General features: G+C 58.6%; 13 protein-coding genes. 4 read left to right on the top strand and 9 right to left on the bottom strand.

Translation table 11 applies throughout. The features are described from left to right. Positions 1 to 104 precede the first annotated feature (104 nt). The 3 genes from KI787_08295 to KI787_08285 all read left to right on the top strand — a co-directional run bounded on the left by KI787_08295 (position 105) and on the right by KI787_08285 (position 2,622). On the top strand, positions 105 to 644 hold the full coding sequence (locus tag KI787_08295) for a hypothetical protein (protein ID MBV6629951.1): 540 nt from the start codon (positions 105 to 107) through the stop codon (positions 642 to 644). 62 nt (positions 645 to 706) lie between these two features. After that, on the top strand, positions 707 to 1,174 hold the full coding sequence (locus KI787_08290; protein MBV6629950.1) for a peroxiredoxin: 468 nt from the start codon (positions 707 to 709) through the stop codon (positions 1,172 to 1,174). Positions 1,175 to 1,212: 38 nt separating this feature from the next. After that, the gene (locus KI787_08285) at positions 1,213 to 2,622 is read left to right on the top strand and encodes a PhoH family protein (protein ID MBV6629949.1); all 1,410 of its coding nucleotides are present in this window, start codon (positions 1,213 to 1,215) and stop codon (positions 2,620 to 2,622) included. Between the two features lie 331 nt (positions 2,623 to 2,953). Here the strand turns inward: KI787_08285 and KI787_08280 are convergent, their stop codons facing one another. Both KI787_08280 and KI787_08275 read right to left on the bottom strand, forming a co-directional pair. Then, complete coding sequence (locus KI787_08280; protein ID MBV6629948.1) at positions 2,954 to 3,265, bottom strand: TRL-like family protein; 312 nt, start codon at positions 3,263 to 3,265, stop codon at positions 2,954 to 2,956. Between the two features lie 99 nt (positions 3,266 to 3,364). Further along, positions 3,365 to 4,477: an AI-2E family transporter gene (locus KI787_08275; GenBank protein MBV6629947.1), complete on the bottom strand. Its 1,113-nt coding sequence runs from the start codon at positions 4,475 to 4,477 to the stop codon at positions 3,365 to 3,367. 56 nt (positions 4,478 to 4,533) lie between these two features. Here KI787_08275 and KI787_08270 point away from each other — a divergent pair, with 56 nt between their 5' ends. Next, positions 4,534 to 6,021, top strand: coding sequence for a M48 family metalloprotease (locus KI787_08270; protein MBV6629946.1), 1,488 nt, complete (start codon positions 4,534 to 4,536; stop codon positions 6,019 to 6,021). Between the two features lie 16 nt (positions 6,022 to 6,037). Here the strand turns inward: KI787_08270 and KI787_08265 are convergent, their stop codons facing one another. From KI787_08265 to KI787_08235, 7 genes are all read right to left on the bottom strand, one after another. Then, positions 6,038 to 7,240, bottom strand: coding sequence for a tetratricopeptide repeat protein (locus KI787_08265; GenBank protein ID MBV6629945.1), 1,203 nt, complete (start codon positions 7,238 to 7,240; stop codon positions 6,038 to 6,040). Between the two features lie 6 nt (positions 7,241 to 7,246). After that, positions 7,247 to 7,546 carry a DUF1049 domain-containing protein gene (locus KI787_08260; protein MBV6629944.1) on the bottom strand — a complete coding sequence of 100 codons (300 nt, stop codon included), beginning with the start codon at positions 7,544 to 7,546 and terminating at the stop codon, positions 7,247 to 7,249. After that, positions 7,543 to 7,839, bottom strand: a complete 297-nt coding sequence (locus KI787_08255; protein MBV6629943.1) for an integration host factor subunit beta — start codon at positions 7,837 to 7,839, stop codon at positions 7,543 to 7,545. Before KI787_08255 ends, KI787_08260 begins: the two co-directional genes overlap by 4 nt. Positions 7,840 to 8,001: 162 nt before the next feature. Continuing rightward, on the bottom strand, positions 8,002 to 9,684 hold the full coding sequence (rpsA, locus tag KI787_08250) for a 30S ribosomal protein S1 (protein ID MBV6629942.1): 1,683 nt from the start codon (positions 9,682 to 9,684) through the stop codon (positions 8,002 to 8,004). Positions 9,685 to 9,842: 158 nt separating this feature from the next. Then, the gene (cmk, locus tag KI787_08245; GenBank protein MBV6629941.1) at positions 9,843 to 10,505 is read right to left on the bottom strand and encodes a (d)CMP kinase; all 663 of its coding nucleotides are present in this window, start codon (positions 10,503 to 10,505) and stop codon (positions 9,843 to 9,845) included. Further along, positions 10,502 to 11,818: a 3-phosphoshikimate 1-carboxyvinyltransferase gene (gene aroA / locus KI787_08240; GenBank protein ID MBV6629940.1), complete on the bottom strand. Its 1,317-nt coding sequence runs from the start codon at positions 11,816 to 11,818 to the stop codon at positions 10,502 to 10,504. The genes cmk and aroA overlap by 4 nt, the downstream gene beginning before the upstream one ends. Positions 11,819 to 11,820: 2 nt before the next feature. Beyond that, complete coding sequence (locus KI787_08235; protein ID MBV6629939.1) at positions 11,821 to 12,693, bottom strand: prephenate dehydrogenase/arogenate dehydrogenase family protein; 873 nt, start codon at positions 12,691 to 12,693, stop codon at positions 11,821 to 11,823. Positions 12,694 to 12,695 lie beyond the last annotated feature (2 nt).

Here is a 12,695-nt window from a genome sequence, read left to right as displayed (position 1 = left end):
CTTAGCATCGCAGCTATCGGCAATTAGGGCTGGCTGAATTAGACTTGAGAGCTATATCCGTCGTTTTGACGACACTTAGTCACTCAAGGACACCACAGCCTTTCGTGCCAGAAATCAATCATCAACTGCTGTTATGGGCCATGGGCCCATGGAAAGCCACCCATCTGCGTGATCTTCTCGCTGCGCTCAGTGAGCGCGGATGTCACACCCAGGATTTACGCGTTTCCCAAATGCAAGACGGCTTCGCCGCCCACATCGTGGTCCAAGGCAACTGGAGCAGCGTAGGCAAGCTGGAGACAGCATTGCCTGCACTGGCCGAGAAACTAGGCCTGCAAATTGGCAGCCAGCGCATAGATCAGCGCCAAGCTGAACCCGAACTGCGCCCCTTTGCGGTGGAGCTATCGGCACCGCAGCAAGCCGAACTGTTTCCCGCCTTGGTGGAGTTTTTTGAGCACCACAGCGCGGTTATTGCTGAAGCGGTCTGCCAGCCCTACGCCGCACACATGACCAGCGCGCCCATGGTCAACATCCAACTCGTGGTCCTGATCGGCGCTAAAGCTCAGCCTCCCGCATTACGCGAATCCTTCATGGACTTCTGCGACGATTACCATGCGGATGGCATATTTGACCCCATCAAGAACTAAGGCAGATCTGCCACTGCGGCTGGGAAGCAGCCGCGAACCCACAACAACTTCAGGAGTACATGATGAGCATTGCCCTAGGCGACGCATTGCCGGATATCACCTTGGACGCCAATGATGGCCAAAGCATTTCGCTGGCCGCACAAAAAGGCCGTAAATTGGTGCTGTACTTTTATCCCAAAGACAATACGGCTGGCTGCACCAAAGAGGGTGAAGCATTCCGCGATGCCAAGGCAGACTTCGACGCCGCCAACTGCCGCATCTTGGGTGTGAGCCGCGACTCGGTGCGCAAGCACGAAAACTTTATTGCCAAGTTCGACTTCAACTTTGATCTACTCTCCGATCCCGACGAAGTGCTTTGTAACCACTTCGAGGTCATCAAGGAAAAGAGCATGTATGGCAAGAAGTACCTCGGTGTGGACCGCAGTACTTTCCTCTTCGATAGCCAAGGCAAACTGGTTAAAGAGTGGCGCGGCGTAAAGGTGCCAGGCCATGTGGATGAAGTCTTAGCTGCTGCACAGGACGCCGCCTAAACCCGCCGCCGGCACCAACAGCCCACCTTGGAAACAACATGAGCAAACGCCTATTCGTGCTGGACACTAACGTGTTGATGCATGACCCCTCCGCCTTGGTTCGCTTTGAGGAACATGATCTGTTTATTCCCATGGTGGTGCTGGAGGAGCTGGACAACGGCAAAAAGGGCATGTCGGAAACAGCGCGGAATGTTCGCCAGGTCAGCCGAACCCTAGACAGCCTGTTCGCCGACCGTACCCACAAGCAGATTGAGCAAGGCATTCCGCTGCATGACCTGCATGGCTTAGGCGATAGCGTGAACTGCAGCGGCCGACTGTACCTGCAGACACGGGAACTACCGGCTCGGCTGCCAGACTTACTGCCCGGCAACAAGCCTGACAACTCCATCCTTCAGGTGGTGCTTGGCCTGGCAGCTGAACATCGCGGCCGTCGGCAGGTGGTTCTAGTGTCCAAAGACATCAACCTACGGCTGAAAGCCGCTGTGGTTGGTGTAGCCGCAGAGGACTACAGCAATGATCAGGTTCTCGACGATCTTGACCTGCTCTACTCTGGCTGGCGCCAGCTCAGCCCCAGCTTTTGGAACAGCCTAGGCGACAGCTTGCAAAGCTGGACCGATAAGCGGGGACGAACCTTCTACAAGGCGCGCACGGAAGAGGCCCGCGACTGGCATGTGAACGAATTCGTGGCCATTGCCGAAGACGCTGACGACATGGGCATTGAACTCATCGTACGCGACACTCAAGGCGATGAAGTGACCTTAGAGTTGGTGCGCAACTTCCGTGGAGGTCATTATTCGGCCTGGGGCGTGAATGCGCGCAATCGCGAGCAGAACTTTGCCTTGAACTTGCTGATGGACCCGGAAATCGAGTTCGTCACCTTGCTGGGCGCAGCGGGCACCGGAAAAACCTTGCTGGCCCTGGCCGCTGGACTCGCCCAGGTCTTGGACGAACCCATTTACCGGGAAATCGTCATGACCCGCGTCACCATCCCGGTTGGCGAGGATATTGGCTTCTTGCCCGGCACCGAAGAAGAGAAAATGACGCCTTGGATGGGCGCCCTCATGGACAATTTGGAGGTGCTCACACAGTCATTAGACGGTGGTGACTGGGAGCGAGCGGCGACCAATGAGCTACTCTCAAAGCGCATCAAGATTCGCTCGCTCAACTTCATGCGCGGGCGTACCTTTTTGAATCGCTGGCTCATCCTCGACGAGGCGCAGAACCTCACAGCCAAGCAAATGCGCACCCTCATCACCCGCGCAGGCCCAGGGACCAAGATTATTTGCATGGGCAACCTGTCGCAGATTGACACGCCCTACCTCACCGAAACCAGCTCCGGCCTCACCTATGTGGTGGACCGTTTTCGTCGTTGGGAGCATGGTGGCCACGTCACTCTGGCCCGAGGTGAGCGCTCACGCCTGGCAGACTTCGCGTCAAACAACCTCTGAGCAAGCCTGTGCAGACGGCCTGCTAGTGTCCTGTCTCCGAAGTTCGTTACATATCAGCGAGTCAGAACGCGGTGTGCCGCTAGGCGCGCTCGCGCAGGAATGGTTGTTCCATTTCAAGCGAGCGCAACACCGCGGAACGCCGCGTTCTGGCTCGCCCGCAGGGAGCCCCTCAAATCGCCCGCTACCGCGTTGCGCTCCTTGGCAAGGGAATGACCATTCCCGGCGGAGCGCGCCTTGTATCGAACGATTTGAGGGGCTCTGATATGCAACGAACTTCGACGACAGGACACTATTCATCGATCTATCGACAACTAGCAGGCTAATGTCGACGCTATTCGCCACACACCTCTGTGGTCGAGGTAGAGAACAGGCCCAAAAAGCTGGTGAACTTGGTGTCTACCGTGCCAACGCGGGTTATGCCCCCGGCCTTTTTGGCAGCCGCCGTACTGGCATCGCCCACGCTAATTAAGCCCAATACATTGGTCGAGCTGGACTGGCCATAGCGCGTACAGGCGACGGCGTTATCCCGCACGTCCGCCGGCATCTTGGTGCCGGTGTACAAAAAACCAGGCTGATAAGGGGCGATGGCACATCCCCCCAATGCCACCGTCAATGCCGGCAGCAGCCATAAATGTAATCGCATGTCTTTTCCCTCCACAGTATTCGGGGTCACTTCCCCAGTTTTTGTTGTTGCTAAAGCTTTACACCATCGTGGTTAACATCTGGCGCCAACCCGGCGACATCATAGCTCAGCATCCACCCAGCCTTCGAGCTCATCCTCGGGGGGCTCGTCTTCAATTGGCGGCATCTCCCGGCTTTGTGGCCACGCCTGAATCACGGCATTCACTACAGTGGCCAGAGGTATTGCGAAAAACACCCCCCAGAAACCCCACACACCGCCAAAAAACAGCACGGCAACAATAATTGCAACTGGGTGCAGATCAACCGCTTCAGAAAACAGCAGCGGCACCAGTACATTGCCGTCTAGGGCTTGAATCAAGCCATACGCAAACACCGCCCACGCGACCTCACTTCCCAAGCCCCATTGCGCCATGCCCACCAGCATCACAGGCACAGTCACGACCAAAGCGCCCAAATAGGGCACTAAAACGGAAAGCCCGGTGAGTGTTGCCAGCAAAACCGCATAATTCAGCCCCAACGCGGTGAACACCCCCCAGGTAATACCGCCCACAATCACAATTTCCACGGCCTTGCCGCGCACATAATTGGCCAGCTGCCGGTCCACGTCGCCCCAAACACGCTGAATCAGGCTCATGTCATTTGGCAAGAAGCGTCGTCCCCAAGCCAGAATGCGCTGTTTATCCTTAATCAGGAAAAAGACCATCAGGGGCACCAGCACCAAATAGATGGCGAAGTAGATTAAGCCCACACCAACCACCCAAGAGCGCGCCAGAACCACGTTGCGTACATCGATGATGCCCGCATTGATGGCCTGCAGCAGGTCATTAACCTCCTGGGTAGAAACAAACTGCGGGTAGCGCTCGGGCAAGGTTTGCAGGTAAGCCTGCACCGACCCCATTAACACCGGCAGCTCCTGAATGGCCTGCCCCATCTGGCGCGTCACCAAGGGGATGATTGCGAACAACACCACCAAAACCAAGGCCACAAAACACAGCCACACCAGAACCGTAGCCATGTTGCGTGACACAGCAGACCGCTCGAGGCCAGCGACCGGCCCCTCGAGCAGATAGGCGAAAACAATGGCCCAAAACAAAGGCGCCAAGGTTCCGCCAAAATACGTGATCAGAAGCAGGACACCCGCCAACAGCAGGGCCAGGCTCACGACTTGCGGGTTGGACAGGTGGCGCTTAATCCACCCTTGAACCATGTTCATGTAATGTGGTCCTTAGTGCTACTGCGCATCTTCGTCAGTTGTTGAATCTGTCCCCCATGATACGTGCCCTCTTGTGTAGTGTTGGTGTCGGTTTGGCCATTTGTGCCGGGCTAGGCGGTGTTGTCCACGCCAACGACTTCAACCTACCCGAGTTTGGCGAGCCTGCAGACCGCAGCCTGCCTTTGTTTGAAGAACGGGAGCTCGGCGCTGAAGTGTTCAGGCAGTTCAAGCGCTACGGCTTGCTCTCTCCCGACCAAGAGCTGCAAAGCTACATTGCAGACTTGGGCGCTTTACTCGTGGAGGCGAACCCCGCCGCACGCGGCGGGCATTTCCGGTTCTTTGTGGTCAACGACCCCAGCATCAATGCTTTTGCGGTACCTGGTGGTTATATCGGCATTCATACCGGCCTGATCCGGGCAGCAACTACCGAGGCCGAGCTCGCCGGTGTGATGGCCCACGAAATTGCCCATGTCACCCAGCGGCACATTGCCCGGCGCATTGATAACACCAAGGGATGGGATCTCGCGAGCGCAGCTCTGCTACTCGCGGCTATTGCCGCGGGGGGCGCTGATCCGGCCCTAGTTCAAGCGGCGCTGGGCTTGGGAATGGGTATTTCCTATCAGCAGCAAGTGAATTACACCCGGGCACATGAGCTCGAAGCCGATCGCCTCGGCATTCAAATGCTCTCTGCCGCCGGCTACGCTCCGGAAGGCATGGCGGGCTTCTTTAAACGCATTGCAGCGCAGTCCAGACTTTACGGCGAGGGCATTCCCGAAATTCTGCGCACACACCCGGTCAGCACCACACGCTTAGCGGAGGCACGCAGCCGGGAGCAGGATCTACCGGATGGCGCGGCGGAACGCAGCCTCATATTTGGATTGATGCAGGCACGCGCTGAACTGGCCGCTTACGACCTGTCCAGCGAAAAATTAGCCCGCTTCCCCAGCTCTTGGGAGGGTGATCCCTTGGTGGGTCAATATGGACGAGCAAATGCTCTGAGGGCGGTAGGACAGCACGACGCCGCCCTGGCGGCCGCAGTCTCCGCCTGGAATACGGTCAAAATTCCTGAGCAAAAACCCACGATCCTGCTGGAGCTAGCCCGCACCCAATTTGCTGCGGGCCAGCGCGAGGCCGCCACGGAATCCCTGCGCAAGCTGCACAAAGACCAACCCAACAACCATGCCGTCACGCTGACTCTGGCCCAATGGCGACTGCGGGCTGGCGACCCCGAGGATGTGCGCCAGCTGCTGCTCGAATCCCAGGCCTACACGGCGGAAGTTCCTGAGGTGTTTCGATTACTGTCGCAAGCCGCGGCGCAAATGGACCAGCCAGCCGAGGCCCAGTTTCAACTGGCCAATTATCAGCGAGCTCGAGGCGACTGGGCAGCGGCCATTCGGCAGCTGCAAAATGCCTTGGTCAGGGAAGAGTGGGATGAGTACTCTCGCGCTCGTCTGGAGGGCCGCCTAGAAGTTTTGGTGGCCAACGCTCCGCAAAGCGTACGCGATGAACTGCGGCGTCCTCAGCGGGGCCCTGGCGGCCCATAGCTTGGCACCTACCGGCTTAGCCGAGTTGGATACCCGGCCGTGGCGCCGCCATCTGCGCCAAACGCAGGTCCAGCACTGGAGATTGCGAACCCCAACTCTTACAACTGGGACACTGCCAGTTCAACATCCCTGAGCCGTAGCCGCATTGCTCGCACAAGTAGCGAATGCGCCTCGCCAACAAGGGCTCAAGCGCCGCTTTAAAGCCTTGCAAAAGGTCTTGCACCCGCGCCTCGCCATCCGCCTCGGGCCAAGGCAGGTCCAAGGCGGCTTGCAAGGCTAACCAATTTGGAAATTGGCGAATTTCTGCAAGCAGCGTCTCTAGGCCTTGCTCACCACGCGCCTGCCGCCATTGGGCCAAGGCAATGGCAGCAGTCACACCCTCCTTATATTGAGCCAGACTCTGCAAGACCTGAACGTACTGCTCGGGATTGCCGAGCTCTTCACTGAGCTCGGCTAAAGACTGCAAAATTTCTGGAATGAAGCGCCGATCTTGTTCGGGAATGAGTAGCAAGGACTGCAACGCCGCCTTGGGATCACCCGCGGCGCGAGCCGCCTCTACAGACAGGAAGCTAGCCCGAACATTCTTTGCATCGGCCGCACGCGCCTTTTTGAGCTGCCGCTGGAACTCTTTGCTCTCGCCCTCGCGCAGCGCAAGCTGAGCCAGCTCGCAATGGTAATGGGCGATCGTCGTCCCTTGGTCTTTGCCCTTGGCACTGGCCAGCCAGCGCAAGGTATCAATCGCCTTCTCCCAGTCCCGCTGCTGCTCATGAATTCTAGCTAATGCACGCAAGCTCGCCTCTAAGAAGACCCCTTGATCGGCCAACTCTTGAAACAAACTTTGGGCCCGGTCCAGGATGCCGGCCCGCAAGTAGTCACCGGCCAACTCAAAGCGTGCCCGGTTCCGTTGTAGCGGCGGCAAGGACAGGTTTTGGCTGAGCTGATGGTGCACCCTTAAAGCCCGATCAATTTCACCCCGCCGACGGAATAAGTTGCCCAAAGTCAGCTGCAGCTCCGCCGTTTCCGGCTCGGCCTCGGCGATATTCATGAATAGATCTATGGCCGCGTCGGTTTGGTTATTCACCAACAGGCCCAAGCCCTCCGTCAGGCGGGGGTCCAGTCCTGGCTCTTGTTCTTCCGCCGGGCGCATACGGGCCAAGAACCAGCCGCTCGCCGCAGCCAGCGGCAGCAGAATCAGCAAAAGCCCGCTGGGATCCGGCATGACCTGTTAGCTCTGCTCGATTTGCAGGCCACGCAAGCTGTCTAGCTCACCAGACTGACGCAGCACGGTCCGTTGCAAACGATGCACTCGAATGCGCTGCATCCACCACAGCGGAATGAGTAGCACCATCGCTAACACGAAGCCGGCGAGCATTGCCCCAAGGAGCAGCAAACCCAGCGGAGCGCTTCCCTGGGAATACAGCCAATCCACACTCACGTCTTGAGGGTTGAAGTAACTAAAGGTTGCACCTATAGCCAGCGCTGCCAGGGCCAATGCAATGAATAGCACACGCCCGAGGACATTCATGATTCGGCCTTGGCGGACTGATCAACCCGCTCACGCAGTTCCTTACCCGGCTTGAAGTGTGGCACCCGTTTCGCGGGTATCTCCACCAAGTCACCGGTACGCGGATTGCGTCCGCTGCGTGGTGGACGCTCATGCAACTTGAAACTGCCGAAGCCGCGAATCTCGATGCGCTCGTTGTCTGCCAAGGCATCGCTAATACAGTCCAACACAATCTTTACGCCCAGCTCTACGTCGCGCAGGGACAGCTGGCCATGATGCAAAGACAGGCTGTCGATAAGTTCCGACTTGGTCATGCCCTCTCCAACAAAAGAAAAAGCCCGCTGGCTGACCAACGGGCTTTGTAGTTTAGCTTGATTTCTTCGGCTTGAGTGTATGAATCAATGGCTAAGGCACTGATCCATCTCTTAATTCCGATAAAGACGCCGGCAGCCTAAGCTGCCGGCCACAGCCGCTGTTTATTCGTCCGCGCTGCGGATCTGCTTGAGCAGATCACCCATGGTGGTCGCACCAACAGGCTCTTCGTCCTGACGGCCGTACTCACGCATGGCTTGATCTTCTTCGTATTGTTCCTTGGCCTTGATGGACAAGCCCAGTACACGGCTCTTGCGATCTACAGAGATGAAGCGGGCTTCGATTTCGTCGCCTTCATTCACCTCATGACGGGCATCTTCCACGCGCTCGCGCTTGATGTCAGCGGCCCGGATGAAGCCTTCGACGCCTTCAGCCAGCTCCACGTGAATCACACGTTGCTCAACCGAGGTCACCTTACCGGTGACGATGGAGCCCTTAGGATGCTCGGCCATGTAGGCGGTGAGCGGGTCGGTTTGCATCTGCTTGATACCCAAGGAGATGCGCTCGCGACCGGCTTCGATGGTGAGAACCACAGCTTCGACTTCTTCGCCCTTCTGGAAGGCACGCAGAGCGTCTTCGCCGTCCAGATCCCAGGCCACGTCTGAGGCGTGAACCAGACCGTCGATGCCGCCGTCCAAGCCAATGAACACACCGAAATCGGTGATGGACTTGACGGTGCCTTTGACGCGGTCGCCCTTGGCATGGTTTTGCGCGAACTCTTCCCAGGGGTTCGGCACACATTGCTTCATGCCCAAGGAGATCCGACGACGCTCTTCGTCGATGTCCAGGATCATCACTTCGACCTCCTGGCCGACGTGCACCACCTTGGCAGGGTTGACGTTCTTGTTGGTCCAATCCATTTCGGAGACGTGAACCAGACCTTCAACACCGTCTTCGATTTCCACGAAGCAACCGTAGTCAGTGATGTTGGTGACCTTGCCGAACAAACGGGTGTTCTCGGGATAGCGGCGTGCGATTTCGACCCAAGGATCTTCGCCCAGCTGCTTCAGCCCCAAGCTCACGCGCATACGCTCGCGATCGAACTTGAGCACCTTGACATCCAGCTCTTGGCCAACCTCGACCACTTCGGCCGGATCTTTGACCCGCTTCCAGGCCATGTCGGTGATGTGCAGCAGACCGTCAATGCCGCCCAGGTCCACGAAGGCACCGTAGTCGACCAGATTCTTCACCACACCGTGCAGCACCACACCCTCTTGCAAGGTTTCGAGCAGCATTTCGCGCTCTTGGCTGTATTCGGCTTCGAGCACTTCGCGGCGCGACAGAACCACGTTGTTACGCAGGCGGTCCAGCTTGATGACTTTGAACTCAAGCGGCTTGCCTTCGAGGTAAGCGGTGTCGCGAACCGGGCGAATGTCGACCAAGGAGCCAGGCAAGAAGGCGCGGATACGATCGACGTCGACCGTGAAGCCACCTTTAACCTTGCCGCTGATGGTGCCGGTAATAATTTCGCCAGCTTCAAAGGCCGTGCCCAGACGATCCCAAGTGCGGATGCGCTCGGCTTTGTCTTTGGACAGACGCGTTTCACCGAACCCGTCCTCCAGAGCTTCGAGGGCAACCTCAACAGCGTCGCCTTCGGTAATGGTTAACTCGCCTTCGGAGTTCTTGAACTCTTCCAGAGGGATCACACCCTCGGATTTGAGTCCGGCGTCGACGATCACCACGTCGGGTTTGATGGTGATCACGCGGGCTTCAACGATGTCGCCCGGTTGCATGCTCTGGCCAGATTTCAGGCTTTCTTCAAAGAGCTCGGCAAAACTTTCAGTCATGTGGGTTGTAAAAAAATTCGCGAATTGTCACGTGCTGCATCCGTGCTGCGCGTGGGTTCAAGATGAGTGCTAGCGTCCTTGCCGGCACACCAAAAACAGAAAAAAAACGCCAGCCATCGGCTAGCGAGAACTTTCCGTGATGTTCTTAATCAGAGGTTTTAAAGAATGCCGGCGCGACTCAAGTGCGCACGTGCAGCCTTTTGGACCTCCGCCACGGTTAGTTGTGTGCAATCCAGCGTCAAGGCGTCGCCGGCTGCCTGCAAAGGCGCCGTCGCTCGCCCGCGATCTCTGGCATCGCGCGCACTAATCTCGCGGAAAATCTGCTCAAAGTTAGCATCTTTCCCTGCATCCCGCAATTCTAGATAGCGCCTTTGCGCGCGAACTTCAGCGCTAGCATCCAAAAAGATCTTGCAGGGAGCCTCGGGGAATACCACCGTTCCCATGTCTCGGCCATCCGCCACCAAAGGCTCTGGCTCGGCGAAACGGCGCTGAAACGCCAGCAAGGCCTCGCGCACCTCGGGCCTGGCCGCCAAACGCGAGGCAATACCACCAACGTCTTCATTGCGGATTTCGCTGGCTACGGCCTCGCCGTCTAGCCAAACCTCGTTGCTGTCCAGGTCGAAGCGCAGCTGCATATCTGTTGCTGCGGCGGCAGCTTCATCGTCAGCTAAACCTCGCCGCATAACACGCAGCGCTAACACCCTGTAAACAGCGCCGCTGTCCAGGTAAGCCCAACCCAACTCGCGCGCCAGAGCACGGGCCAAGGTGCCCTTGCCGGCGCCGCTAGGCCCGTCAATACACACCACTGAACGCTGGCTCATGCCCACTGCTCGGTCAACTCAAAGCCCAGACGCCGCACTAATTCGGCAAAGCCCGGAAAACTCGTATTCACGTTGGCGCAGTCGGCGATGTGAATGGGCGCTGTAGCACGCAGAGCAGCGACCGCAAACGCCATCGCAATGCGGTGATCGCCATCGGCATCGATATCACCACCGGACCATTGCTCCTGGCCTTCAATCACCATCCCGTCCGGGCGCTCTTCTACGGACACACCCAGCGCCCGCAAACCGCGCACCATGGCACCCAGCCGGTCGGACTCTTTGACCTTCAGCTCTTCCGCGCCGGAAATGGTCGTCGTGCCTTTGGCGGCGGCGGCGGCAATACACAAGGCAGGAATTTCGTCGATGCCTAAAGCCACCCACTCGGCGCCGATCTCCACCCCTTGTAAATCTCCACCAGTGACCCGCAAATCGGCGACCGGCTCACCCCCAACGAGGCGCGGTTCCAGATAGTCGATGCGTGCGCCCATAGCTTTGAGTACGCGCAGAACGCCGTCCCGCGTGGGGTTTGTCCCCACCTGCCTAAGGATCAATTCGCTCTCCGGGGAAATGGCCGCGGCGACTAAAAAGAATGCTGCCGAGCTGAGATCAGAGGGCACCTCCACACGCGCGGCATGTAGCATCTGCCCGCCCTGCAAACTAGCCTTTGCCCCGTCCATACTGACCTCGACCCCAAAGGTCTGCAGCATGCGCTCCGTGTGATCACGGGTGGGCGCGGGTTCAATAGTGGTGGTTTGCCCCTCGGCACTGAGGCCGGCCAACAAGACGGCTGACTTCACCTGGGCACTGGCCATGGGTAGCGCGTACTCCATGCCCTGCATGCTGCTGACGGGATGAATATGCAGTGGCGCTGTCCCTGCATCGGTGGAGTCAATTTGCGCTCCCATCTGCGCCAAGGGGTTGAGGACTCGACGCATAGGGCGCCGACTGAGGCTCTCGTCACCTTCCAGGGTGACGGCCACACCGCGCCCCGCCAACAGGCCGCAGAACAGCCGCATGGATGTCCCTGAGTTCCCCAAATCCAAGGGGGCCGCCGGGGTTTGCATCGGCCGACCGCCCAAACCGCGAATGCGCAGTCGGGTTGGCCCCAGATGTTCCACCTCCGCCCCCAGGGCTTCGACAGCGCGCATGGTGGCCAAACAATCATCGCCGTTCAGAAAACCCTCAACGTCGGACACCCCATCAGCCAGGGCGGCGAACATCACCGCGCGGTGGGAGATGGACTTATCACCGGGAACCCGGATGTCACCACGCAAAGGTCGGGGGGCTTCTACGCGCCAATCTAGTCGGCTCATTGTTAATCGGCCTCCGCCGTTCGTATCCATTGGTCGCGGGTCTGTTTAGCCCGCCCAAAGCGCTGCTCCAGGGCAGCATCGTCACCGTTGGCCAGCTCCTGTCGAGCCTGTTTCAGATCGGCCATGTAGCGATCCAGTGCGGCGAGCACAGCCACCCGGTTAGCGCTGACAATATCGCGCCACATTCCCGCATCGCTGGAGGCAATTCTGGTGAGGTCACGCAAACCGCCTGCAGCGTAAGCAAAGACTTCACGCTCATCCGCAACCGCGGCCAAGGTGCCGATGAGCTGATAAGCGATCACATGGGGCAGATGGCTGGTCAGAGCCAAGACTTCGTCATGATGCGTATCCTGCATCTGCGCCACACTGGCGCCAACCCCTTCCCACATCGCGCGCACGCGGTCAACTGCAGCGCTGTGGGCCTGCTCGTGCGGGGTCAAAATGACCCGGCGATGTCGATAAAGGTCAGGCTTGGCCGCCGCGGGCCCACTCCGCTCCGTACCCGCCACAGGATGGCCGGCGACGAAGTTGGCTGGAATTTGCCCCAGAGCTTGGCGCAAGTCCTCATGCACACTGGCTTTGGTACTGCCACAGTCGGTCACTACGGCTTGCGCGGGCCACGCCTGCGCCAAAGTCTGAAACAAAGCCGCGTATTGCCCCATGGGCACGGCGATCACCACCATATCGGCGCCTGCGACCGCTTCAAGGGGGTTCGTCGTACCAGCGTCGATGAGTTGTAGATACTGGGCGGTAGCCAAGGTCTCCTCGCGGCGAGCACAGCCCACCACCTCGCGAACCAAACCACGTTCCCGCAGGCCAGCAATCAACGAGCCGCCGATCAGCCCGACTCCAATAACGCATAGCCGATTGATCACCA

The organism is Oceanococcus sp. HetDA_MAG_MS8 (assembly GCA_019192445.1).
In the GTDB taxonomy this organism is placed as follows: domain Bacteria; phylum Pseudomonadota; class Gammaproteobacteria; order Nevskiales; family Oceanococcaceae; genus MS8.
Note: the sequence above shows the minus strand (reverse complement) of the source record. Positions and strands in the feature narration are given on the sequence as shown.